The organism is Aquibium carbonis (assembly GCF_003970795.1).
In the GTDB taxonomy this organism is placed as follows: Bacteria; Pseudomonadota; Alphaproteobacteria; order Rhizobiales; family Rhizobiaceae; genus Aquibium; species Aquibium carbonis.
The window spans coordinates 1-22,008 of sequence record NZ_RWKW01000073.1; the positions used below are offsets into that span (position 1 = coordinate 1).

The following is a 22,008-nucleotide window of genomic DNA, read 5'->3' on the forward strand; positions in this document are numbered from 1 at the left end:
CCGGCGCCGTGCGGCGGACGGCCGGTGCGGCGCCCGCGTCGCGCGCGCTGGCGGTCGCCACGGTCTGGAATTCCGAGCCGCTTTCTTCTTCCTCGTCGGCGCCGCCGCCAAACAGGGTGGCCAGGAGCCCGCGGCCCGGCGTGCGCGTGCCGCTCGATCCGCTGCTGGAGGCAACGCTGATGGTCGCGCCGGTGCGGCCCTTGGACTTGTAGGCGGCCAGCGCCTGCTCGTAATTGGGCAGCGGCTTGCCGTCGGAGGGGACATGCAGCGTTCCGCCGTTCGGGAACACCGAGACCAGCTCCTGGCGATTCATGCGCGGCCAGTGCCGCACGTTGCCGACGTCGAGATGCACGAAGGGCGCGCCCGATGTCGGATAGTAGCCGACGCCGCCGCCGCCCATCACCAGGCCCGCATTGCGAAGATCGGCAAGCCTGACGCCGGGAATGTAGAAATCCATGGCGCGGCCGAGCGTATGCTGGCTGTTCTGTGCCACGCCCTTGCTGCGGCCTCGCAGCATCGTGTTGGTGGCGGGAGAACGATAGGCCGACACGACATGGATGTAGTCGCGGCCGCGAACTCGCTGGTAGGCTTCCCAGACCAGGTCGAAAAGCCGTGGATCCATCTTGGTCGGCTCGTTGCGGCGCCAGTCGCGGAGGAACCGGTTGAGTTCGTTCAGGCCGGACTGGATGTAGCGTCCGTCCTTCTTGAACGTGATCTCGGCGCGTTCCTTGGTGTGGATGTAGTAGAGCTTGAGCGTCCGGGTCTCGGCATGGGCGCTGCCCGCGGCAAGAACCGTCGCCAGCGCCAGGAACAGGGCCGCCAGGGTGAGCGCTGGCCGCGGAAAGAAGGCCAGCGGCCGACTTGCGAGGAAGGATGCACGAATGTTCAAAACCAATCGGCCTTTTTGGCTTGTTTTTGTCCCCGACGATCAGGCGGAGCCGTCCACTCCGTCCGACTATCATTCCTAATGGTTAATCGCAGCTTATTGAAGAGGAAATGCGGTTACACCATGGCAACAAGGCGGTAGAAAACGGCCTCGGCCCCGTATGGTAAACCAAGTCTTGCCACGAATCGGGGCTGCCGGCGCCCGCCGAACGCGGGTGATTCGGCGTGTAGGGAGGCCGCGTTTCGGGATGATCAGGAGGCGATTCGATCGGGCCGGCCAGCGTCCGGATCGATGCCGTGTTCCTTCAGCTTGCGGTAGAGCGTCGAGCGCCCGATGCCGAGCCGCCGCGCGACCTCGCTCATCTGGCCTTCATAGTGGTCGATGGCGAACTGGATCATGGCCAGTTCGACCTCGGCCAGCGAGCGCACGTTGCCGCGCTCGTCGAGCGCGTCGAGCACGCCCAGAAACGGCCGGATGATGCTCGCGCCATCGCCGGACGGGGTTCTTCCGGCCAGGTCTACGCCCTCCGGCGAACGGGTATCGGCCAGGTGGAACCCGGTCTCGTCGCCCGGTTCGACCTGCCCCACCTGGGCGCGGATCTGCGGAAAATCCTCGGAGGTGAGTGTCGAACCTTCGCACAGCACGACGGCGCGGAAGATCGCGTTTTCCAGCTGGCGGATGTTGCCGGGCCAGTCATAGGCCTTGAGAATGGCCATCGCCTCGCCCGAAATCCCGGTGATGCGGCCGCCGGTTTCGGCTGCGCCGACCGTAGCGATGAAATGTCCGACCAGGTCCGCGATGTCCTCGCGCCGGTCGCGCAGCGGCGGCACGAAGATCGGGAAAACGTTCAGCCGATAGAACAGGTCCTCGCGGAACAGCCCGTCCTTGACCCGTTGCAAGAGGTCGCGGTGCGTGGCGGAAATCAGGCGGATGTCGACCTTGACCGCACCGCGGCCGCCCACCGGATCGATCTCACCCTCCTGCACCGCCCGCAGCAGCTTCACCTGCACGTCGAGCGGCAGGTCGCCGATCTCGTCGAGGAACAGCGTCCCATGATTGGCCTCCAGGAACTTGCCCTGGTGCTTCTCGGTCGCGCCCGTGAACGAGCCTTTCTCGTGGCCGAACAGGATGCTCTCGACGAGATTGTCCGGGATCGCGCCGCAATTGACGGTGACGAAGGCCTTGGAACGACGCGGGCCGCTGCCCTGGATCGCACGGGCGATCACCTCCTTGCCGACGCCGGATTCCCCTTCGATCAGGATCGGGATGTTCGACGAGGCGGCCTTCTGCGCCAGCCGGATCACCCGGTCCATCGACGGGCTCTTGGTGACGAGGTCCTTGATGGTCAGTGTCGCGGGCGCCGCCGGGCGTGACCGGCGACTAGCCGTTTCGTGGGTCTCGACCTTGATGGCGTTGGCGATCGCCGCCTGCAGGCGCTCCGGCGAGACCGGCTTCACGACGAAGTCGAAGGCGCCGGCCCGCATGGCCGCCACCACCGTGTCGATCCCCGCCTGCGCAGTCTGCACGATCACCGGGATCATGACGCCCCGCTCGCGCATGATCCGCAGCACGGCCAGGCCGTCGGTTTCGGGCATCACCATGTCGAGGACCATCAGGGCAAAACCATCCGGTGCGGCCGCCAGCTTCTCCAGCGCGGCCTGACCGCCATCGGCGGACACCACGGGACGGCCTGTCCGGCTCACCGCCGCCTCGAGCAGGCGGCGCTGCACCGGATCGTCGTCGACAATGAGAATCGGCAGCGACATGAAGCCTTCGCAGGGTAAGATGTAGGGTCGACTATGATCTCTGGATCATCATGGCACAGGGTTCTAAATAGGGGTTCAAGAAAGCCGGTGAACAAACCCTTTCGGAGCGTTGCACCGGGCCGCGACAGATTGGCGGACGAGGAAAAGAGATGATGTTTCCGAGGATTGGACATGGGTCGGGCCGCCTGGCGGCGGCGGCGGCGCCGCGAATCGACGGCGCGGCGGCGGGCATGGGCGACCTGCCCGAATGGAACCTCTCCGACCTCTATCCGGGTATGGACGCGCCCGACCTGCGGCTTGATCTCGCCCGCGCGCATTCCGACGCCGTCTCGTTCGAGGATGCTTGGAAGGGCAGGATCGCCGAAGCGGCGAAGGCGCCGGGCGATGGCCGGCTGGGCGCCATGATGCATGCCTATGAAGCGCTGGAAGAACTCATCGGCCGCATCGTGTCCTATGCCAGCCTCGTCTACGCCGGCGATACCAGCGATCCGAAGCGCGCCAAGCTCTATGGCGACATTCAGGAGAAGATGACCGATGCCAGTGCGCATCTGCTCTTCTTCGCCCTCGAACTCAACCAGGTCGAGGAAGCCGACATCGAGGCTGCGCTCTCCGCCGACGAGGCCTTTGCCCGCTACCGCCCCTGGGTCGAGGATCTGCGCAAGGACAAGCCGTATCAGCTCGAGGACCGCGTCGAGCAGGTCTTCCACGAGAAGTCGGTGACCGGGCGCGGCGCCTGGAACCGCCTGTTCGACGAGACGATGTCGTCGCTGCGCTTCGCAGTCGACGGCGACGACCTGTCGCTGGAGCCGACGCTGAATCTCCTGCAGGATCCGGATCCGGCGAGGCGCCGCTCCGCCGCCGAGGCTCTGGCGAAGACCTTCAAGGACAATCTGCGCCTGTTCACGCTGATCACCAACACCCTGGCCAAGGACAAGGAGATCTCCGATCGCTGGCGCGGCTTCGAGGACATCGCCGATTCGCGCCATCTGGCCAATCGCGTCGAGCGCGAGGTGGTGGACGCGCTCGCCGCCGCCGTCCGTGACGCCTATCCGCGGCTCTCCCACCGCTACTACGCCATGAAGGCTCGGTGGCTCGGAATGGATCAGATGAACCATTGGGACCGCAATGCGCCGCTGCCGGAAACGCCGCAGGCGGTGATCGGCTGGGCGGAAGCGCGGAACACGGTCCTGTCGGCCTATCAGAGCTTCTCACCCGAAATGGCCGAGATCGCGCGCGCCTTCTTCGACCGCAACTGGATCGACGCCCCGGTGCGCCCCGGCAAGGCGCCAGGCGCCTTCGCCCACCCGACGGTTCCCTCGGTGCACCCCTATGTGCTCCTGAACTACATGGGCAAGCCGCGCGACGTGATGACCCTCGCCCACGAACTCGGCCACGGCGTGCACCAGGTGCTGGCCGGCCGGCAAGGCGCGCTGATGGCGTCGACGCCGCTGACGCTGGCCGAAACCGCGTCGGTGTTCGGCGAGATGCTCACCTTCCGCTCGCTTCTCGACAAGACCCGCGACCGGCGGGAGCGCAAGGCCATGCTGGCCCAGAAGGTCGAGGACATGATCAACACGGTCGTGCGCCAGATCGCCTTCTACGAATTCGAGCGCAAGGTCCACATCCAGCGCCGCCAGGGCGAACTGACCGCCGACCAGCTCGGCGAATTCTGGCTCGAGGTTCAGGCCGAAAGCCTCGGACCGGCCATCCGGCTGCGCGAGGGCTACGAAGTGTTCTGGGCCTACATCCCCCACTTCATCCATTCGCCCTTCTACGTCTACGCCTACGCCTTCGGCGACTGCCTCGTGAACTCGCTCTACGCCGTCTACCAGAACGCCGAGAAAGGCTTCCAGGAGAAGTATTTCGACATGCTGCGGGCCGGCGGCACCAAGCACCATTCCGAACTGCTGACGCCCTTCGGCCTCGACGCCTCCGATCCCGGCTTCTGGGCCAAGGGGCTCTCGGTCATCGAGGGCCTGATCGACGAGCTGGAGGCGATGGAGGGGTGACTTGACGACCCGAGGTTGAATTTGTTTCATTCGCTTCGGGGGATGAACATGAATCTGGACGAGAGATTCGGCAACGCTCTAGCGCCAGCGGGAGACGGTATTCGAACGGGCGAAGACCAGTATCGTCCTACCTCGCTTGCGATCCTGCGTCTCAATGGTCCCGGCATAGGGGAACGCATTGCGGCCAATCCGGTTATCGCCTACATGTTGGCGGTGCAAGACGGATGCCGTATATCGGGATATCTCTGCGAGTCCGCGAATGTCTTGTGGATCGTGGATCACGACGGCCACCTGCGAATGGCGGTCGAGGAAGCATACCGGAGTGTCCCGTCGTTCGTAACGATCCCTATCCTCAAGCGAAACGGAGCCGGCTCTTCCGGCTGGACGAAACTCGGGCATCCCTCTCTGTTGGAAAACCCTGACAAGCTCGCGCGGATCGGCGGCGAGTTGCGCTTCACGCGCAACCTCTGGGTCTTAACCAATCGGTCGGGCCGCTATGGCAGACTGCGCGGCAGGTCTCCAAATCATCTCCGGCATGTAGCGGAAGCCTTGGAGGCGCAAGGCGTCAGGGTAGACACGGATTTTCTCTAACGGAGCGTCGGGAAGGCGGCTTTGCTATGACTGACCTGATTGAAAATGCATTCAAACACGACTTGCGTCTAGACAAGTGGACCCGCGAGGAGTTGCGAAAGAGCATTCAGGACGGGAGCGGCCGGCAGCGCTTCTCGCGCGCCGTGTCCGATGTCCTAAGAGCCGCGAAGGGCAGTGACCCACACGTGCTCGAGGACCACTACCTACTCGGCGTCGCGGTAAGGGACGTGGTTCGAGGCCCGATGTCGCTGGCCATCGAAACCGTGTCCATGCCGATCGTCGCGTTCGTCTATGGCTTCACCGACGAACCGTTCGATCACGTGTTCGAGACCCGAGCGACTGAGGAGGTGAGACGACACCTGTTCGGCAAAACCGAACCAGCACGGATCTCGGGCTCCATGAAGGCATCGCATGGACGGCGCGCGCCAGAAAGAAAGAGCGCGGCACTGGAAACGACAGCCGGGAAAACCGGCGCTCAGCCGGTAAAAAGCGTCGATATCGCGATCGAATTGCTGCACTGAAAAGGTTCGCGGCAGGCGTGCAAGGCGATGGAGGGGTGAAACTGGCTCACGCCGGACAAGCCGTGTAGACTGCGGTGACAAGGAGATGGGAATGAACATTCCGCTCAGCAAGCATCAGGCCGACTGGATCGCCGAGCAGGTGCGGATCGGCCGTTATGCCTCCGAGATCGAGGCGATCGAGAACGCCGTGGCGGCGAAGATCGCGGATGAGGAGGATGTCCGGCTGCTTCGCGAGAAGCTGCGCCGATCGGAGGAGGATGTCGCTACCGGGCGGGTGGTCTCCTCGGACGAGGTTTTCGATCGCCTCCGTAGGAGGATTGAAGCGATCGCCGCCGAAGGCAGGAAGTGAGCCATTCCGTCCTTTTCACCGAGGAGGCGGAGAGCGACCTTGCGAACTTTGCCGACTATATCGCCGAGGACAATCCACGACGTGCTCGCACAGTCGCGGACGAGCGCCAGGTATTCGTGACGGACAAGCTCTCGACTTTCCTGGTGTCGGGACCTGAAATCGGACTCCGTCGCTTCGTCGTTTTCGGCAACGACGTCATCCTGTACCGGATAGACGAGGCGGCACGCATCGTTCTGATCGAGGCGATCGTCGAAGGCCATCGAAACTGGCGCGAGGCCTTTGGCTCTTCAGCATGATCCTCCCCACCCACACGCCCTATGACGGTTCCGCGACGCCGTTCACCATCGGCCTGAAACAGCTCGATCCGGCCGCATGGCTCGAGGTCGACCGCCACTACGAGGCCTATCTGGCGCAGAAGCGCGGGCTGATCGCCAGCGACCGCGACACCGTCTTCCGCGCCGAACCCGACACGCTGGCCGCGCAGGCGGAGGTCTTGACCCTCGTCCGTGACCATCTGATCGGCGGCTTTCCGTCGATCTTCCCCGGCACGCGCCAGTGGGAGGCAGCACTTGCCGCGCTCGACCGGATCGGCGCGGAGGATCACCCGCCGCTGCTGGCCGCCTCGCTGCTGGTGCAGGAGGATCTGTTGCTCATGCGGCGTGGCGACGATGGCTGGCGGCTTGCCGCCGCATCGCTTTGCTTCCCCTCATCCTGGTCTCTCTCCGAAAAGTTCGGACGGCCTCTCGACGAAATCCATGGACCCGTTCCTGGCTTCGGCGCCGGCACGCGCCCTGCCGGGCTGATCGCGCGCATGTTCGACAATCTTCGCCTCGACCGGCCGGTCGAGCGCTTGAACTGGTCGCTTCAGACCGACCCGGCCCTGCACAAGCCGATGTCCTCGTCCCAGCGTGACGAACGCGCGGCGACGCGACAGGCTCGATTTGGCCCGGCGCCGATGGAGGCCGCCTTCATCCGCGTCGAGCGGCAGACGCTGCGCAAGCTGCCGGTGTCGGGCGACGTGCTGTTCACGATCCGAATTTTCGTCGACCCGATGGCCGCTTTGGCGCGCCACCCGGAGCGCGCCGCGCTTTCCAGCTCGTTCGCAGCTCAGTTGTCGGCGATGGATGCCGAGCAGCTCGACTACAAGGGATTGTCCGCCGACCGCGACAGGCTGGTCGAAGCGCTTGAGACGATGGCGCGGGCCTGATCCCGGCGGCGGCGCGCCGGTCGAGCCGTCGTTTCAGTGCCTGTATCAAGAAGCGTCAGGCCGAGACGAAAATCGCGATTTCGAGAACCGGAGCGCAGCGTACATTCGGGTACGTGAGCACCGGAAGCGCAGAAATTGCGATTTGCAGCCCGGCCTGGCGCGTTTTGAATCAGGCACTCAGATGCCGGAGCCGAACAGTTCCTCCCCCTCTTCCCAGGGTGTCGGCCGAGCGGCCGCGCCGGCTCTCGGCAGCGGCATCCAGCATCTCAGCTCCGGCTCGGCATAGCCGATGATCTGGCCCGGATGGGAATCGGCCGACCGCCAGCCTTCCGCGCCGAACTGGTCGGCACGCGCCCAATGGGCGACATCGACGTCGGCGGCCCCCTGCTCTGACGCGCGCACCGTTACCAGGATGCGGGTCCCGTCGCGCGGCGCGAATTTCATGTGCCGCCAGCCTTCCGTCTCGTCCATGGCCGTCCTCCCTTTGGGACCAAACCTAGGCGCGATGCCACCGATCGGCAATGCGCCGAGCGCCTTTCGCGCTTCGGCCACCAGCACGTCGGGCGCCTTCTCGCCGTCCAGTCTCAGCACCGCCGCGCTCTGGACCGCGAGCCATGCCTCGTGGCGGGCCCGGTTGCGGCCATTGAAGGCCGGGTTCTCGTACTCCGCCGCCCAGGCCAGGAACGAGCGGTGGATGCCGTGCATGTCGCCGCTGGGCAGGATGCGGTCGCCGAAGCGCTTCCGCTCGCGGGCGGCGAGCCGCGACATCCGCACCGCCTGCGGCGTCGACAGAAACACGATCAGGTCGACCCTTTCGATCAGCGGATCGCCCCAACCGTCGAAGGAGCCCGTCAGCACCCAGCCCGCATCGCCGAGCGCCGCGCGGATCAGCGGCACGCGCTCCACGGCCGGACGTTTCGTCGTGTAGGGAGGATCGGTCGGCAGCCAGTAGAAGTCGTCGCAGTCGACATGCACGACGTCGAGTTCGGCCGCCAGCGCGCGGCCAAACGTGGTGACGCCCGAACCGGCAGCGCCGGTCACATAGATGCGATGCTCCGCGACATCCATCGCGATGGTCCGTCCCTGGCCTTGCGATCCCGGCCCGGCCGCCGCAAGATCGCGGCCGGGGAAACGTGGGCCTGCCCTACTCCGGCAGGACGCGAACCGCGCCCTTGTCGGCGCTCGCCGCGAAGGCGGCATAGGCCTTGAGCGCCGTCGTCACGTTGCGCTTGCGATGCTCGACAGGCCTCCAGCCCTGCGCATCCTGCTCGGCCCGGCGCGCGGCGAGTTCATCGTCGGGCACCAGCAGGTCGATCTTGCGATTGGGGATGTCGATGTCGATCAGGTCGCCCTTGCGCACCAGACCGATCGTGCCGCCGCTCGCCGCTTCCGGCGAGACATGGCCGATCGACAGGCCCGACGTGCCGCCCGAAAAGCGCCCGTCGGTCAGGAGAGCGCAGACCTTGCCGAGCCCTTTCGACTTCAGGTAGCTCGTCGGATAGAGCATCTCCTGCATGCCGGGGCCGCCTTTCGGTCCCTCGTAGCGGATCACCACCACGTCACCGGCCTTCACCTCGTTGCTCAGGATGCCCTTCACCGCCGCGTCCTGGCTTTCGTAGACCACCGCCGGGCCAATGAACTTCAGGATCGACTCGTCGACGCCGGCCGTCTTCACCACGCAGCCGTCGATCGCCACGTTGCCCTTCAGCACGGCCAGGCCGCCATCCTTCGAGAACGGGTGCTCGGCCGAGCGGATCACGCCGGTCTCGCGGTCCATGTCGAGGTCGTCCCAGCGGCTCGACTGGCTGAAGGCCACCTGGGTCGGCACACCGCCGGGTGCGGCCTTGAAGAAGTCATGCACCATCTTCGAATCCGTGCGGGTGATGTCCCAGCGGTCGATGGCGTCGCCCAGCGTCACGGCATGCACCGTCGGCGTATCGCGATGGATCAGCCCGGCGCGGTCGAGCTCGCCCAGGATGCGCATGATCCCGCCGGCCCGGTGCACGTCTTCCATGTGGACGTCGCTCTTGGCCGGCGCCACCTTCGACAGGCACGGCACCCGGCGCGACAACTGGTCGATCGCATCCATGCCGAAATCGATTCCACCCTCGTGCGCGGCGGCGAGGATGTGCAGGATCGTGTTGGTGGAGCCGCCCATGGCGATGTCGAGCGACATCGCGTTCTCGAACGCCTTGCGGTTGGCGACGTTGCGGGGCAGCACGCTGTCGTCGTCCTGCTCGTAGTAGCGACGCGCGATGTCCACGACCAGATGTCCCGCTTCCACGAAGAGACGGCGGCGGTCGGCATGAGTGGCGAGCGTCGAGCCGTTGCCGGGCAGCGACAGGCCGAGCGCCTCCGTCAGGCAGTTCATCGAATTGGCCGTGAACATGCCCGAGCAGGAACCGCAGGTCGGACAGGCGGAGCGCTCGATCACCTGCACGTCCTCGTCGGAGATCTTGTCGTCGGCCGCCGCCACCATCGCGTCGATCAGGTCGATCGACACGGTCTTGCCCTCCAGCACCACCTTGCCGGCCTCCATCGGCCCGCCCGACACGAAGACCGAGGGAATATTGAGCCGCATGGCCGCGTTCAGCATGCCGGGCGTGATCTTGTCGCAGTTGGAGATGCACACCATGGCGTCGGCGCAATGCGCGTTGACCATGTATTCCACCGAATCCGTGATGATCTCGCGCGACGGCAGCGAATAGAGCATGCCGTCATGACCCATCGCGATGCCGTCGTCGACGGCGATCGTGTTGAATTCCTTGGCGATGCCGCCCGCCGCTTCGATCTCGCGCGCCACCAGCTGGCCAAGGTCCTTCAGGTGCACGTGACCGGGAACGAACTGCGTGAAGGAATTGACGACCGCGATGATCGGCTTGCCGAAATCGCCGTCCTTCACGCCGGTCGCGCGCCACAGGCCGCGGGCGCCGGCCATGTTGCGGCCGTGGGTGGTGGTTCTGGAGCGATAGGGTGGCATGATTGGCGCTTCCATCCGTGTTCTTGCTGTAGCCACCAATGTAGCGTCCCGACGCGCATCTGTGAAGGGCGTACCGTACCGTTCGGTACGGTTTTTGCCGCGGCTGCTTTTCCGGGAGCGGGCGTCGCGGCGGGCATGCCGGCACGATGGACAGGGACCGCCAACCCTTTATTGTGACACCGAATTGTGGTTTAGCCACCGTTTGCGGTCCGAAAGGGCCGTTTTCGACGGCTGAAGACGACTTGAAGGAGCACTGCGAAATGGCGAAACAGACATGGCCCGTCCACGGCGAGATCACCGGCCCGATCGTGATGATCGGCTTCGGATCGATCGGCCGCGGCACGCTTCCCCTGCTCGAGCGCCATTTCAGGTTCGACAAGTCGCGCATGGTCGTCATCGATCCGTCCGATGCCGACAAGGCCTTGCTCGACGAACGCGGCATCGCCTTCGTCAAGGAGCACGTGACCCGGAAAAACTACAAGGATCTGCTGACACCGCTGCTCACGGCAGGCGAAGGCCAGGGCTTCTGCGTCAATCTCTCGGTCGACACCGGCTCGCTCGACTTGATGAAGCTCTGCCGCAAGCTCGGCGTGCTCTACATCGACACCGTCGTCGAGCCTTGGCTCGGCTTCTACTTCGACAAGGATGCCGACAATGCGTCGCGCACCAATTACGCCCTGCGGTCCACCGTGCGCGCCGAAAAGGCGAAGAACCCCGGCGGCACCACCGCCGTCTCGTGCTGCGGCGCCAATCCGGGCATGGTGTCGTGGTTCGTCAAGCAGGCGCTGGTCAACCTCGCCGCCGACATGGAGATCAAGATCACGGAGCCGGCCGTCGATGATCGCGAGGGCTGGGCGAAGCTGATGAAGAAGCTCGGCGTCAAGGGCGTGCACATCGCCGAGCGCGACACCCAGCGGACGAAGAACCCCAAGCCGATGAACGTGTTCTGGAACACCTGGTCGGTCGAGGGCTTCATCTCCGAGGGCCTCCAGCCGGCCGAACTCGGCTGGGGCACGCACGAGAACTGGAAGCCGAAGAACGCCAGGAAGCACAAGAAGGGCTCGAAGGCCGCGATCTTTCTCGAACAGCCCGGCGCCAACACCCGCGTGCGCACCTGGTGCCCGACGCCGGGGCCGCAATACGGCTTCCTCGTCACGCACAATGAGTCCATCTCCATCGCCGACTATTTCACCGTTCGCGACGGCAAGGGCGAGGTCACCTTCCGGCCGACCTGTCACTATGCCTACCACCCCTGCAACGACGCGGTGCTGTCGCTGCACGAGATGTTCGGCGCGGAAGGCAAGCCGCAGCCGGTCCAGCATGTTCTCGACGAGAATGAACTCGTCGACGGCAAGGACGAACTCGGCGTGCTGCTGTATGGCCATAGGAAGAATGCCTACTGGTATGGCTCGCAGTTGACGCTGGAGGAGGCACGCAAGCTCGCCCCCCATCAGAACGCGACCGGCCTGCAGGTGTCGTCGGCGGTGCTCGCCGGCATGGTCTGGGCGCTGGAAAACCCGGAAGCCGGCATCGTCGAGACCGACGAGATGGACTACCGCCGTTGCCTGGAGGTCCAGAGGCCCTATCTGGGTCCGGTGAACGGCTACTATACCGACTGGACCCCGCTGGACGGCCGTCCCGGCCTCTTCGAGGAGGATCTCGATACGAAGGATCCCTGGCAGTTCCGGAACATCCTCGTCCGCTGAGCATTGGGCAGCGCAAGGCCGCGCCTTGCTTTTGTCCCTTCGGCGCGCCATGAAATGCCTACCCTTGAGAGGAGGTCTCGATGAAGTCTCTACGTTTGGTCGCGGCGGCGACCGCACTCGCCGCGCTGGCCGGCTGCACCTTCGATGGACCGCGCTACGGCGGCGGCGGCGTCGGTCCCGGTCCGATGACGCGCGCGCCGAGTGGCGTCGAGGGCGATTGGGTCGGCACGGACGGCGTGGCGATCTCCCGCTTCACCGGCGGGCGCTTCGAGACGATCGCGACCGACACCGGGAACAAGCTGGCGGAAGGCAACTACTTCCAGCGCGACGCCCGCACGATCGACATCAACCTCACCTCGCTGATCCGTCAGACGACCTCCAGCGTGACCTGCGGCCTCGTCAACCCGCGCCAGATGAACTGCACCAGTTCCACCGGCAGCCAGTTCGTCCTGGTTCGGCGCGGCACCGCCTGAGGTCGCGGCAGGGCTGAAACGGGATGATCGCGATCATCGTCGCGGTCCTCGTGCTGGCGGTGGTCACCCTGCCCCAGCTTCTCGTACGCACGACCATCAATCGCCACGCGGCCGATCGCCCGGATCTGCCGGGCACCGGTGGCGAGCTCGCCCGTCACCTTCTCGACCGGTTCGACCTCGGCCACGTCAAGGTCGAGGTCACCGACAAGGGTGACCACTACGATCCCGATGCCGCCGCCGTGCGCCTTCTGCCGCAGCACCACGGTGGCCGCTCCCTCTCGGCTGTCGCCATCGCCGCCCACGAGGTGGCCCACGCCATCCAGCACGGCAATGGCGAACGCAAGCTGGCGCTTCGCCAACGTCTCGCCAGGCTGGCGATGTTCACCGACCGCATCGCCGGCATCTTCTTCATCGCCGCGCCCATCCTCACCGTCATCATCAGGAGCCCCGTTGCGCTGGCTGGCGCGATCGGGCTCGGCGTCGGCCTCCTTTCGGTCCGGGTCGTCGTCAATCTCGTCACCCTGCCGGTCGAAACCGACGCCAGTTTCGCCAAGGCGCTGCCAATTCTCAGGGAGGGCGGCTATCTCTCCGAGGGCGACCTGCCCGCCGCACGAAGCGTGCTGCGCGCCGCCGCCTTCACCTATGTCGCCGGCGCCCTCATCTCCCTGATCAATCTTGCACGCTGGATCAGGCTCCTGCGATAAGGGGCGCCGAGGGGGAATTTGCCGATGAAAGCCTATTTCGACGAACTGGAGACGCGCGACCCCGAACGGCGCGAGGCCGATCTCTTCGGCCGCCTGCCCGGCTTCCTGGCGGGCGCGCTCAGGAGGGCGCCCGGGCTTATGCGCTGGCTCGGCGGCATCGACCCCGCTGCGATCACGTCCCGCGCCGCGCTGGCCGCCCTGCCCGTCCTGCGCAAGTCGGAGCTGATGGCGTTCCAGGCCGAGAACCCGCCCTTCGGTGGCTTTGCCGACGAGAGCGAAATGCGCGGCCGCCGGATCTTCCTCTCGCCGGGGCCGATCTGGGAGCCGGAACCGAACGAGGAGGAGGCGCTCCACTCCGCCCGCGCCTTCTTCGCCGCCGGCATCCGGCCGCGCGACACGGTCCACAATTCCTTCTCCTACCATCTGACGCCCGGCGGCTTCCTGCTCGATGCCGGCGCCCGCGCGCTTGGCTGCACCGTTTTCCCGGCCGGCATCGGCAACACCGACATGCAGGTCGATGCCGCCGCCGCGCTGAAGCCCAGCGTCTATTGCGGCACGCCCGATTTCCTCAAGGTCATGCTCGACCGGGCCAGTGAGTCGGGCAAGGATCTCTCCTCGTTCACGCGCGCGCTCGTCTCGGGCGGCGCGCTGTTTCCATCGCTTCGCGCCGAATATGCCGGACGCGGCGTCAAGGTGCTGCAGTGCTACGCCACCGCCGAGTTCGGCATCATCGCCTACGAGACCGCGGATCCCGACGGCAATCCGCATCCCGGCATGGTCCTGAACGAAAACCTGATCGTCGAGATCGTACGGCCCGGAACCGGCGATCCCGTCGAGGACGGCGAGGTCGGTGAAGTCGTCGTCACCGGGTTCAACCCGATCTATCCGCTGGTGCGGCTCGGCACCGGTGACCTGTCGGCCATCATGCCAGGCATTTCGCCCTGCGGCCGCACGGGAAAGCGCATCCGCGGCTGGATGGGCCGCGCCGACCAGCGCACCAAGGTCAAGGGCATGTTCGTCGATCCGAGGCAGGTCGCCGAGCTCGTCCGCCGCCACCCCGAGATCGCGCGCGCCCGCCTCGTCGTCACCCGCGACGGCGAGAGCGACGCCATGGCGCTGAAGGTCGAGAGCGCCAACGGAAGCCTGCCCGATGCGGCCGCCCTCGGGGCGTCGCTGCGCGACGTCACCAAGCTCGGCGGGACGATCGAGATCGTGCCGCCCGGCAGCCTTCCCAACGACGGCAAGGTGATCGCCGACGAACGCGACTACAACGCCTGATCGCAGGGGACGAAGTGCCTTGCATCCGCGTCGAGCTGGTGTGAACATGGCCTGCAAGATGCAACATGCGTGACATCCAGCTCGGCTAGACATGTTTCCCGGAAGTGGGCACCGGTTTCGGGATCGAGACATGCGAAAAAAACGAAAACCTGAACCGTGCACAGCGAATCGACCAGATCGTGACACGCTTCGGAGACCAGTGACGAACCTGCTGCCCGTCCGGAAGGGCGACCCGCGCCGGACATCCATAGGAGACCGACCATGAAGAGAATGATTTCCCTTGCCGTGCTTTCGGCATCGACGCTTGCGCTGTCGACGGCGGCATCCTTTGCCGACTACACGCTCAACATCCTGCACATCAACGACCTGCATTCACGCATCGAGGCGATCAATAAGTACGACTCGACCTGCTCCGAGAAGGAAGCGGCGGAAGCGCAGTGCTTCGGCGGCATCGCCCGCGTGAAGACCAAGATCGACGAACGCCGCGATGCGCTCAAGGCAGCTGGCGAGAACGTCATCGTGCTCGATGCCGGCGACCAGTTCCAGGGCTCGCTGTTCTACACCACCTACAAGGGCAAGGACTCGGTCGAGTTCATGAACGCCATCGGCTTCGATGCGATGGCCGTCGGCAACCACGAGTTCGACGATGGCCCGCCGATGCTGGCGGCCTTCCTCGACGAGGCGACGTTCCCGGTCATTTCAGGCAACACCGTGGTCGCCGACGCGGAGACCGACCTGGCCGGCAAGATCAAGGAAAACGTGGTTCTCGACCTCGGCGGCGAGCGGGTCGGCATCCTGTCGGTGATCGCCACCGACACCGACGTGACCGCCTCTCCCGGACCGAACGTCACCTTCCAGGACGAGATCGAGTACCTGAAGGGTGCCGTTGCACGCCTCGAGGCCGACGGCATCAACAAGATCGTCCTGCTCTCGCATGTCGGCTTCCCCCGCGACCAGGAGATCGCAGCCGCAGTCGATGGCATCGACGTGATCGTCGGCGGCCACAGCCACACGCTGCTGTCGAACACCGTCGAAGGCGCCCAGGCGTACCCGACCATGGTCAGCAACCCGTCCGGCCAGGACGTGCCGATCGTTCAGGCCTATGCCTATTCGAAGTATGTCGGCGAGTTGAAGGTCGTGTTCGACGATGCCGGCGTCGTCACCTCGGCCACCGGCGACACAATCCTGCTCGACAGCTCCGTCACCCCCGATGCCACGCTCGAGGCCCGCGTCAAGGAACTCGCCGCCCCGATCGAGGAGGTGAAGCAGCGCCCGGTCTCCACCACCACGGCCGCCATCGACGGCAACCGCGACATCTGCCGCACCCAGGAATGCTCGATGGGCAACCTCGTGGCCGACGCCATGCTCGACCGCACCCGCAACCAGGGCGTCACCATCGCCATCCAGAACGGCGGCGGTCTGCGTGCCTCCATCGACGAGGGCGAGATCACGATGGGCGAAGTGCTCACGGTCCTCCCCTTCCAGAACTCCATCGCCACCTTCCAGATGACGGGCGCGGACCTCAAGGCGTCGATCGAGATGGGCCTGTCCGAGGTGGAGGAGATCAAGGGCAAGTTCCCGCAGGTCGCCGGCCTGCGATACACCTTCGACATGTCGGTGGCGCCGAATGAAGGCCGTCTCCAGTCGATCGAGACCATGGAGGATGGCGCCTGGGTGCCGCTCGACGACGAGAAGGTCTATTCCGTCGTCACCAACAACTTCATGCGCGGTGGCGGCGACGGCTACAAGCTCTTCGCCACCAACGCCCAGAACGCCTATGATTTCGGGCCGAGCCTGGAGGACGCGGTCGCGGAGTATCTCGCCGCCAACAACCCCTACACGCCCGTGATCGAAGGGCGCATCACCGTGCTGGCCTCCGCCGAAGCGCCGGTCGAGGAAGCGCCGGCCGAACCGGCCGCTGCGCCGACCGCCGCACCGGCAGATGACGCAGCCACCAAGGCCGAGGAAGAGGCCAAGGCCGCCGCCGAGGCTGCTGCCGCCGAAGCCGCCGCCAAGGCCGAGGAAGAAGCCAAGGCCGCTGCCGCCGCTGCCGAAGCAGAAGCAGCCGCCAAGGCCGAGGAAGAAGCCAAGGCCGCTGCCGCCGCTGCCGAAGCAGAAGCAGCTGCCAAGGCCGAGGAAGAAGCCAAGGCCGCTGCCGAGGCTGCTGCCGCCGAAGCCGCCGCCAAGGCCGAAGAGGAAGCGAAGGCCGCGGCCATGAAGGCCGAGGAAGAGGCCAAGGCCGCTGCCGCCGCTGCCGAAGCGGAAGCCGCTGCCGCAGCCGCGGCGCCGGCGCCCTATGTGATCGTGCGTGGCGACAACTACTGGAACCTGTCGCGCAAGTTCTACGGCAGGGGCGCGATGTGGAGGAAGCTCCAGGAGGCCAACCCGGATTACAACCCGCTCGACCTGCCGATCGGCGCGTCGCTGGTCGTCCCGGCCGCGGACTGACCTTTCACACCGCGACGAATCGACCCGCCTCCGGCTCCGGAGGCGGGTTTTTTACGTTTCGGCGCATCCATGGCCCTTGGCCCGGATTGAAACATCGGCCCATAACGCTATGTCCGCGCCGGCCGAAGGGGAATTCAATGAACGTCACGACCCATCCCGACATGCTGCACGCCAGGGCGATCGGCCCGCTGCCGGCTGACCATCCACCCGTCGCCAGGCCCAGGGTCGGTGTGCTTCTGGTCAATCTCGGCACGCCCGACGGCACCGACAAGACATCGATGCGGCGCTACCTGGCCGAGTTCCTGTCCGATCGCCGCGTCATCGAATGGCCGCGCGCGCTGTGGTACCCGATCCTCTACGGCATCGTGCTCAACACCCGGCCCAAGAAGTCCGGCGCGCTCTACGACAAGATCTGGAACCGCGAGAAGAATGAATCGCCGCTGCGCACCTTCACCCGGTCGCAGGCCGAGAAGCTCGCCGACGCCCTGTCGGACCAGAGTCACGTCATGGTCGACTGGGCCATGCGCTACGGCAACCCGTCGATCGCCAGCGTTCTCGATCGCATGACCAAGGCCGGCTGCGACCGCATCGTCATGTTCCCGCTCTATCCGCAATATTCCGCCACCACGACGGCCACCGTGAACGACAAGTTCTTCGAGGCGCTGGTCGCGATGCGCTGGATGCCGGCGGTGCGCACAGTGCCCGCCTATCACGACGAGCCTGTCTACATCGACGCGCTCGCCCGCTCGATCGAAAAGCACCTGGCCACCCTCGATTTCGAGCCGGAGGTGGTGATTGCCTCATATCACGGCATCCCGCAGAGCTACTTCAAGCGTGGCGACCCCTACCATTGCCATTGCCAGAAGACGACGCGTCTCCTGCGCGAGCGGCTCGGCTGGGACAAGGGAAAGCTCATCACCTGTTTCCAGTCGCGCTTCGGCCCCGAGGAGTGGCTCCAGCCCTACACCGACAAGACCGTGGAAAAACTCGCGGCCGATGGCGTGAAATCCATCGCCGTCTTCAATCCCGGCTTCGTGTCCGATTGCCTGGAAACGCTGGAGGAAATTGCCGGCGAGGCCGAGGAAATCTTCCACGAGCACGGCGGCAAGAACTTCACACATATCCCCTGCCTGAACGACGGCGAGGACGGAATGGCCGTCATCGAGGCCATGGTCCGGCGCGAATTGGGCGGCTGGGCCTGAACGACGGGAACCGCCACGGCTCCGGACCGTTTCCGTGCCGCCTCGAACGGAGCCTTCCCCTCAATGAGCCGAAAACTCGACCTGCGCACGGGCCAGCCGGTCTGGAGCGCCTACCGCGCGCCTCGTCCTGAAACCGCCGCGCTGTCCCGCGACGTCAAGGCCGATGTGGCGATCGTGGGCATCGGCATCAGCGCCGCCATGATCGCCGATGCCCTCACCGAAGCCGGTCTGTCGGTCGTGCTCGTCGACCGGCGCGGTCCGCTCCTCGGGTCGACCCCGGCGACGACGGCGCTGGTCCAGCACGAGATCGACCAGCCATTGTCCATGCTGGCGCGCCGGATCGGCAAGGATCGTGCCCAGCGCGCCTGGCGCCGCTCCCGGCTGGCGGTCGGCAATCTTGCCGCCCGCATCGCCGAGCTCGGCATCGACTGCCGCCTGGCCGAACGCCCGTCGCTCTATCTGGCCGGCAACATCCTGGCGCCGGAGGCCTTGCGAGCCGAAGGGGAAGCGCGCAACGACGCCGGTCTGCGAAGCGCCTATCTCACCGCCGGCCAGTTGAAGGACCGCTTCGGTATCGACCGCAAGGCTGCGCTTCTGTCCTACGGCAATCTCGCGCTCGATCCGCGACGTCTGTCGGCGGGTCTCCTGACGGCGGCGATCGGTCGTGGCGCTCGGCTCTACGCGCCGGTGGAAGCGACAGGCTACGAGAGCGTGCGCGACGGCGTCGCCATCACCACGCGGCAGGGGCCGACGATCCGGGCCTCGGCCTGCGTCCTGGCGACCGGCTACGAACTCGCCGACATCGTTCCGCGCGGCGGGCACCGCATCATTTCCACCTACGCCATCGCGACCAGGCCCCAGGCGCGCGCCATCTGGCCGGAAGCCGCCTTCATGTGGGAGGCCTCCGATCCCTACCTCTATTTGCGCGCCACCCATGACGGCCGCATCGTCTGCGGCGGCGAGGACGAGGATTTCTCCGACGAGGCGACGCGCGACGCCCTCCTGGCCGACAAGGCGCGCCGCATTGCCGCGAAGCTCGCGAAACTGCTGCCCCAGGTGGACCCGAAGCCGGACTATTCCTGGGCCGGCGCCTTCGGAACGACTCCCACGGGCCTGCCGCTCATAGGGTCGGTCCCAGGCAAGCCGGGCTTTCTGGCCGTTCTCGGCTATGGCGGAAACGGCATCACCTTCTCGCGCATCGCGGCCGAGCAGATCACGGCCGGGCTGACCGGCCGCGTCGACCGCGACGCCGACCTGTTTTCCTTCGACCGGGACTGACCGGCCGCCAGTGGAGCGTGTCCCGGACTCCCGCTCGAATTGTTTCTGCCACGATTACGCCCTACATGAACCCCACAGCCATCCGCCGTCTCGAATCGCGAGGCGGCGAAGGTGCCGTCACAAGGGGGAATTCCGATGCCGTTTTCGGGTTTTGACATCGTCGTCGTCGTTCTGGTCATCCTCGTCCTGCTGGTCATCTTTGCCGGCATCAAGACGGTGCCGCAGGGCTCCAACTGGACCGTCGAGCGCTTCGGCCGCTACACGCGCACGCTGTCGCCTGGTCTCAACCTCATCGTGCCCTTCATCGACCGCATCGGTGCCAAGCTGAACATGATGGAGCAGGTGCTCGACGTCCCGACCCAGGAGGTCATCACCCGCGACAACGCCATCGTGGCGGTCGACGGCGTCGCCTTCTACCAGGTTCTCGTCGCCGCGCAGGCCGCCTACCAGGTGTCGGACCTGAACAACGCCCTGCTCAACCTCACCATGACCAACATCCGCTCTGTCATGGGCTCGATGGACCTCGACGAACTGCTTTCCAACCGCGAAGCCATCAACGAGCGCCTGCTCAGGATCGTCGACGAGGCCGGCAAGCCTTGGGGCATCAAGGTCACGCGCGTCGAGATCAAGGACATCAACCCCCCGGCCAATCTGGTGGAGTCGATGGCCCGCCAGATGATGGCCGAGCGCAACAAGCGCGCACAGATCCTCGATGCAGAAGGTCTCAAGCAGGCACAGGTGCTGGAGGCCGAAGGCCGCAAGGAGGCCGCCTTCCGCGACGCCGAGGCGCGCGAACGGTCCGCCGAGGCCGAGGCCCGGGCGACGCAGGTCGTCTCCGAGGCCATCGCCAAGGGCGACGTGCAGGCCATCAACTACTTCGTGGCCCAGAAGTACACCGACGCGCTGGCCAAGATCGGTTCGTCCAGCAACAACAAGGTCGTGCTGTTGCCCATCGAGGCGTCTGCGCTGATCGGTTCGCTCGGCGGCATCGGCGCCATCGCCAAGGAAGTGTTCGGCGGCGAGTCGCCGGCCCAGAACACGCGTGGCGCCAACCGGCCGCCGGTCGTGCGGCCGCGCGACGACGCCTGATACGGATCGGGCCGGAGAACCCGTCATGATCGAACGCATCGTCGGCGAACTCGGCCCCTGGAACTGGATGGTGCTGGGCTTCGTGCTGCTTGGGCTCGAAATCTTCGTGCCCGGTGTCTTCCTGGTCTGGATCGGACTGGCAGCCCTCGCGATCGGTGCCCTGTCCTTCCTCCTCTGGGACACGGCCTTCTGGTCATGGCAGGTGCAGGTTCTGGTCTTCCTCGCTGCCGCGCTCGTCGCCGCCTGGCTCGGCTACCGCTTCTACCGGGTCGAGAAGACGCCGACGGACGAACCGCTCCTCAATCAGCGCGCGCGCCAGCTCGTCGGTCGCACAGGCACGCTGGAACAGCCGATCCGGGACGGCCGCGGCCGCCTCAAGCTCGGCGACACCTGGTGGAGCATCGTCGGCCCCGACTGCGCGCCAGGCACGCAGGTTCGGGTCACGGACGTCAAGGATGGTGATCTGGTCGTCGCGCCGGTGCAGGCCTGAAAAGGATCAGGCCGCGCCCAACCTCAACAGGTCGTGGAAATGCACCACGCCGAGCGGGTAGCCCTCTTCCTCCACCACCAGTGCGCTGATGTTGTGCTCGTTGAGCAGGGCCATGGCTTCGGCAGCCAGCATGCGCGGCCCGATGGTCTTGGGCTGGCGCGTCATCAACTCGTCGATCGGGGTGTCGGCCAGATTGAGATGCAGGCTGCGCGCAAGGTCGCCGTCCGTGAAGATGCCGGCGATGCGACCATCCTCCCTCGTCACGCACACACAGCCGAACCGCTTGCGCGCCAGTTCGCGAATCGCGTCGGGCATCATCGTGCCGAGCGGCACCCGCGGCAGTTCCTCGCCGGCATGCATGATCTCGCGCACCTGCGTCAGGTTGGCGCCCAACTGCCCGCCCGGGTGGAAGGTACGGAAATGGTCGGGCGTGAAGCCGCGTGCCTCCAGCAGCGCGATCGCCAGTGCATCGCCGACGGCAAGCTGCAGCAGCGTCGACGTCGTCGGAGCCAGACCATGCGGGCAGGCTTCCGGCGCTTTCGGCAGGCACAGCACCACGTCGGCGGCGGTGCCGAGCGTCGAGGTCTCTCCCGAGGTCATGGCGATCAGCGGAATCTTGAAGCGCCGCGAATAGACCACGATGCCCTTGAGTTCGGCGCTCTCGCCCGACCACGACATGGCGATGATCGCATCATTGGCCGCGATCATGCCGAGGTCGCCGTGATTGGCCTCTGCAGGATGCACGAAGAAGGCTGGCGTGCCGGTCGAGGCCAGCGTCGCGGCGAGTTTGGAGCCGATGTGGCCGCTCTTGCCGACGCCGGTGACGATCACCCGCCCCGTGATCAGCGACAGCACCTCCACGGCCTTGGCGAACGGTTGCGACAGGCCATTGTCGAGCGCAGCGGCCAGGTTCGCAAGGCCCGCCTGCTCGGTCGCGATCGTGCGCATCGCGGAAGCGATGGCATCGCGGGCTTCGGCTTGTGTCTTGGGTCGTTGTCCGTGCATGGCTGCCGTCAGAAGCATGTCTTCCG

At 65.9% G+C, this 22,008-nt stretch carries 20 protein-coding genes and 1 pseudogene; 15 read left to right on the top strand and 6 right to left on the bottom strand.

Translation table 11 applies throughout. From position 1 onward, the window contains the following. Together EJC49_RS18735 and EJC49_RS18740 are read right to left on the bottom strand one after the other, a co-directional pair. The coding region (locus EJC49_RS18735) for a peptidoglycan L,D-endopeptidase MepK (protein ID WP_425358831.1) at nucleotides 1-814 on the bottom strand (814 nt) is incomplete at its 3' end. Nucleotides 815-1,137: 323 nt separating this feature from the next. After that, nucleotides 1,138-2,652, bottom strand: coding sequence for a sigma-54-dependent transcriptional regulator (locus tag EJC49_RS18740; protein ID WP_126701467.1), 1,515 nt, complete (start codon nucleotides 2,650-2,652; stop codon nucleotides 1,138-1,140). 149 nt (nucleotides 2,653-2,801) lie between these two features. On the opposite strand from EJC49_RS18740, the gene EJC49_RS18745 reads away from it, so the two are divergent. From EJC49_RS18745 to EJC49_RS18770, 6 genes are all read left to right on the top strand, one after another. Next, on the top strand, nucleotides 2,802-4,661 hold the full coding sequence (locus EJC49_RS18745) for a M3 family oligoendopeptidase (RefSeq protein WP_245453471.1): 1,860 nt from the start codon (nucleotides 2,802-2,804) through the stop codon (nucleotides 4,659-4,661). Nucleotides 4,662-4,709: 48 nt separating this feature from the next. Continuing rightward, a complete protein-coding gene (locus tag EJC49_RS18750) occupies nucleotides 4,710-5,252 on the top strand; it encodes a hypothetical protein (RefSeq protein WP_126701469.1) in 543 nt (180 codons plus the stop codon). Between the two features lie 26 nt (nucleotides 5,253-5,278). Further along, complete coding sequence (locus EJC49_RS18755; RefSeq protein ID WP_126701470.1) at nucleotides 5,279-5,773, top strand: hypothetical protein; 495 nt, start codon at nucleotides 5,279-5,281, stop codon at nucleotides 5,771-5,773. A 91-nt stretch (nucleotides 5,774-5,864) separates the two neighbouring features. Next, nucleotides 5,865-6,122, top strand: a complete 258-nt coding sequence (locus EJC49_RS18760) for a ribbon-helix-helix domain-containing protein (RefSeq protein ID WP_126701471.1) — start codon at nucleotides 5,865-5,867, stop codon at nucleotides 6,120-6,122. Continuing rightward, entirely contained in the window at nucleotides 6,119-6,418 is a 300-nt protein-coding gene (locus tag EJC49_RS18765) for a type II toxin-antitoxin system RelE/ParE family toxin (RefSeq protein WP_126701472.1), read from the top strand. The genes EJC49_RS18760 and EJC49_RS18765 overlap by 4 nt, the downstream gene beginning before the upstream one ends. Beyond that, nucleotides 6,415-7,329: a heme-dependent oxidative N-demethylase family protein gene (locus tag EJC49_RS18770; protein WP_126701473.1), complete on the top strand. Its 915-nt coding sequence runs from the start codon at nucleotides 6,415-6,417 to the stop codon at nucleotides 7,327-7,329. The genes EJC49_RS18765 and EJC49_RS18770 overlap by 4 nt, the downstream gene beginning before the upstream one ends. A 177-nt stretch (nucleotides 7,330-7,506) precedes the next feature. Here the strand turns inward: EJC49_RS18770 and EJC49_RS25765 are convergent, their stop codons facing one another. The 3 genes and pseudogenes from EJC49_RS25765 to ilvD form a co-directional block, all read right to left on the bottom strand. Continuing rightward, nucleotides 7,507-7,800: a hypothetical protein gene (locus tag EJC49_RS25765; RefSeq protein ID WP_170314787.1), complete on the bottom strand. Its 294-nt coding sequence runs from the start codon at nucleotides 7,798-7,800 to the stop codon at nucleotides 7,507-7,509. 75 nt (nucleotides 7,801-7,875) lie between these two features. Then, a pseudogene (locus EJC49_RS25770) lies at nucleotides 7,876-8,529 on the bottom strand (P-loop NTPase family protein); the annotation flags it as partial. Further along, complete coding sequence (ilvD, locus tag EJC49_RS18780) at nucleotides 8,474-10,309, bottom strand: dihydroxy-acid dehydratase (RefSeq protein ID WP_126701475.1); 1,836 nt, start codon at nucleotides 10,307-10,309, stop codon at nucleotides 8,474-8,476. The gene ilvD and the pseudogene EJC49_RS25770, both read right to left, overlap by 56 nt. Before the next feature lie 260 nt (nucleotides 10,310-10,569). On the opposite strand from ilvD, the gene EJC49_RS18785 reads away from it, so the two are divergent. The 9 genes from EJC49_RS18785 to EJC49_RS18825 all read left to right on the top strand — a co-directional run bounded on the left by EJC49_RS18785 (nucleotide 10,570) and on the right by EJC49_RS18825 (nucleotide 20,977). Then, nucleotides 10,570-12,015 carry a homospermidine synthase gene (locus EJC49_RS18785; protein ID WP_126701476.1) on the top strand — a complete coding sequence of 482 codons (1,446 nt, stop codon included), beginning with the start codon at nucleotides 10,570-10,572 and terminating at the stop codon, nucleotides 12,013-12,015. Between the two features lie 80 nt (nucleotides 12,016-12,095). Further along, nucleotides 12,096-12,488, top strand: coding sequence for an outer membrane lipoprotein Omp10 (gene omp10 / locus EJC49_RS18790; protein WP_126701477.1), 393 nt, complete (start codon nucleotides 12,096-12,098; stop codon nucleotides 12,486-12,488). A gap of 23 nt (nucleotides 12,489-12,511) precedes the next feature. After that, nucleotides 12,512-13,192, top strand: a complete 681-nt coding sequence (locus tag EJC49_RS18795; RefSeq protein WP_126701478.1) for a zinc metallopeptidase — start codon at nucleotides 12,512-12,514, stop codon at nucleotides 13,190-13,192. Between the two features lie 24 nt (nucleotides 13,193-13,216). After that, on the top strand, nucleotides 13,217-14,470 hold the full coding sequence (locus EJC49_RS18800) for a phenylacetate--CoA ligase family protein (RefSeq protein WP_126701479.1): 1,254 nt from the start codon (nucleotides 13,217-13,219) through the stop codon (nucleotides 14,468-14,470). A gap of 261 nt (nucleotides 14,471-14,731) precedes the next feature. Continuing rightward, nucleotides 14,732-16,918: a bifunctional metallophosphatase/5'-nucleotidase gene (locus EJC49_RS18805; protein WP_126701480.1), complete on the top strand. Its 2,187-nt coding sequence runs from the start codon at nucleotides 14,732-14,734 to the stop codon at nucleotides 16,916-16,918. A 137-nt stretch (nucleotides 16,919-17,055) separates the two neighbouring features. Then, entirely contained in the window at nucleotides 17,056-18,120 is a 1,065-nt protein-coding gene (gene hemH / locus EJC49_RS18810) for a ferrochelatase (RefSeq protein ID WP_126701481.1), read from the top strand. 63 nt (nucleotides 18,121-18,183) lie between these two features. Continuing rightward, nucleotides 18,184-19,398, top strand: a complete 1,215-nt coding sequence (locus EJC49_RS18815; protein ID WP_126701482.1) for an NAD(P)/FAD-dependent oxidoreductase — start codon at nucleotides 18,184-18,186, stop codon at nucleotides 19,396-19,398. Between the two features lie 135 nt (nucleotides 19,399-19,533). Beyond that, nucleotides 19,534-20,487 (top strand): SPFH domain-containing protein, encoded by a 954-nt coding sequence (locus EJC49_RS18820; RefSeq protein ID WP_126701483.1) that lies wholly within the window; start codon nucleotides 19,534-19,536, stop codon nucleotides 20,485-20,487. A gap of 25 nt (nucleotides 20,488-20,512) precedes the next feature. Further along, nucleotides 20,513-20,977 (top strand): NfeD family protein, encoded by a 465-nt coding sequence (locus EJC49_RS18825; RefSeq protein WP_126701484.1) that lies wholly within the window; start codon nucleotides 20,513-20,515, stop codon nucleotides 20,975-20,977. Between the two features lie 6 nt (nucleotides 20,978-20,983). Here EJC49_RS18825 and EJC49_RS18830 read toward each other — a convergent pair whose 3' ends face one another. Then, complete coding sequence (locus EJC49_RS18830; protein WP_126701485.1) at nucleotides 20,984-21,982, bottom strand: KpsF/GutQ family sugar-phosphate isomerase; 999 nt, start codon at nucleotides 21,980-21,982, stop codon at nucleotides 20,984-20,986. Nucleotides 21,983-22,008 lie beyond the last annotated feature (26 nt).

Bases quoted from the DNA above. Each gene is read 5' to 3' on its own strand.
- EJC49_RS18740 (WP_126701467.1), bottom strand. From the start codon at position 2,652: ATGTCGCTGCCGATTCTCATTGTCGACGACGATCCGGTGCAGCGCCGC.
- EJC49_RS18745 (WP_245453471.1), top strand. From the start codon at position 2,802: ATGATGTTTCCGAGGATTGGACATGGGTCGGGCCGCCTGGCGGCGGCG.
- EJC49_RS18750 (WP_126701469.1), top strand. From the start codon at position 4,710: ATGAATCTGGACGAGAGATTCGGCAACGCTCTAGCGCCAGCGGGAGAC.
- EJC49_RS18755 (WP_126701470.1), top strand. From the start codon at position 5,279: ATGACTGACCTGATTGAAAATGCATTCAAACACGACTTGCGTCTAGAC.
- EJC49_RS18760 (WP_126701471.1), top strand. From the start codon at position 5,865: ATGAACATTCCGCTCAGCAAGCATCAGGCCGACTGGATCGCCGAGCAG.
- EJC49_RS18770 (WP_126701473.1), top strand. From the start codon at position 6,415: ATGATCCTCCCCACCCACACGCCCTATGACGGTTCCGCGACGCCGTTC.
- EJC49_RS25765 (WP_170314787.1), bottom strand. From the start codon at position 7,800: ATGGACGAGACGGAAGGCTGGCGGCACATGAAATTCGCGCCGCGCGAC.
- ilvD (WP_126701475.1), bottom strand. From the start codon at position 10,309: ATGCCACCCTATCGCTCCAGAACCACCACCCACGGCCGCAACATGGCC.
- EJC49_RS18785 (WP_126701476.1), top strand. From the start codon at position 10,570: ATGGCGAAACAGACATGGCCCGTCCACGGCGAGATCACCGGCCCGATC.
- omp10 (WP_126701477.1), top strand. From the start codon at position 12,096: ATGAAGTCTCTACGTTTGGTCGCGGCGGCGACCGCACTCGCCGCGCTG.
- EJC49_RS18795 (WP_126701478.1), top strand. From the start codon at position 12,512: ATGATCGCGATCATCGTCGCGGTCCTCGTGCTGGCGGTGGTCACCCTG.
- EJC49_RS18800 (WP_126701479.1), top strand. From the start codon at position 13,217: ATGAAAGCCTATTTCGACGAACTGGAGACGCGCGACCCCGAACGGCGC.
- EJC49_RS18805 (WP_126701480.1), top strand. From the start codon at position 14,732: ATGAAGAGAATGATTTCCCTTGCCGTGCTTTCGGCATCGACGCTTGCG.
- hemH (WP_126701481.1), top strand. From the start codon at position 17,056: ATGAACGTCACGACCCATCCCGACATGCTGCACGCCAGGGCGATCGGC.
- EJC49_RS18815 (WP_126701482.1), top strand. From the start codon at position 18,184: ATGAGCCGAAAACTCGACCTGCGCACGGGCCAGCCGGTCTGGAGCGCC.
- EJC49_RS18820 (WP_126701483.1), top strand. From the start codon at position 19,534: ATGCCGTTTTCGGGTTTTGACATCGTCGTCGTCGTTCTGGTCATCCTC.
- EJC49_RS18825 (WP_126701484.1), top strand. From the start codon at position 20,513: ATGATCGAACGCATCGTCGGCGAACTCGGCCCCTGGAACTGGATGGTG.
- EJC49_RS18830 (WP_126701485.1), bottom strand. From the start codon at position 21,982: ATGCACGGACAACGACCCAAGACACAAGCCGAAGCCCGCGATGCCATC.